The sequence below is a fragment of the Actinomadura formosensis NBRC 14204 genome (genome assembly GCF_001552155.1).
GTDB classification, from domain to species: Bacteria; Actinomycetota; Actinomycetes; order Streptosporangiales; family Streptosporangiaceae; genus Spirillospora; species Spirillospora formosensis.
Genome location: NZ_BCQQ01000317.1, coordinates 1 through 782 on the forward strand (window position 1 = coordinate 1; position 782 = coordinate 782).

2 protein-coding genes are annotated in these 782 nt (G+C 78.5%); both read left to right on the forward strand.

The features are described from left to right. The coding region (locus tag AF1_RS32725; RefSeq protein WP_157419462.1) for a sulfite exporter TauE/SafE family protein at window positions 1-368 on the forward strand (368 nt) is incomplete at its 5' end. Between the two features lie 134 nt (window positions 369-502). Continuing rightward, window positions 503-782: glutamate-cysteine ligase family protein (locus AF1_RS32730; protein ID WP_303621265.1), on the forward strand; the 280-nt coding region annotated here is incomplete at its 3' end.

Genomic DNA, 782 nt, shown 5'->3' on the forward strand with positions numbered 1-782 from the left:
GGGCCGCCGGCGAGCTGGGCCGGCCGGCCGCCGCGGCGGTGGGCGCCGGGGTGGCGGTGGTGGGCGCGATGTTCGGGGTCGGGGGGCCGCTGCTGAGCGTCCCGCTGCTGGTGGCGCTGGGGACGCCGGTACTGCCGGCGCTGGCGGCGGCGCAGGCGCAGTCGGTGGTGATCGCCGGTGCCGGGACGGCCGGGTACGTCGCGGCGGGCGCGGTGGACTGGCCGCTGGCGGCGGTGGTGGGCGTCCCGGAGCTGGCGGGAGTGCTGGCGGGGTGGGTGATCGCGCGGGCGGTGCCGGCCGGCGCGCTGAAAGGCGCGCTGGTGGTGAGCCTGCTGGCCCTGGCCCCTTACGTGGCCCTGCACGGCTGAACGGCACCACTGAACGGCACGGCCGACCAGGGCCGTGCGGCGGCGCAAAGGATCTTGCCCGGGGGCGGGAGGGGACGTTCTGCGCGGGCATTGCCACCGGTGACGGGGGCGCGCACGAGCGAGGGGGACACCACATGGGCGCACACGGCCCCGGGGCACCGGGCGTGACTCTCGGCGTGGAGGAGGAGTTCCTGCTGGTGGACGCGGTGTCGGGGCGGTGCGTTCCGCATGCGGCACGTGTCCTTGCGGTGGTCGGCCCGCACGGGTGGGAGAGTTCGGGCGGCTCGTTCCAGGCCGAGCTGCTGTCCTCGCAGGTGGAGGCGGCGACGGGGGTGTGCCGCGACCTGGCGGGCCTGCGGGCCCAACTGCGGTCCGGGCGGGCGCGGCTGGCGGCGGCGGCGCGGGCGGGCGGCG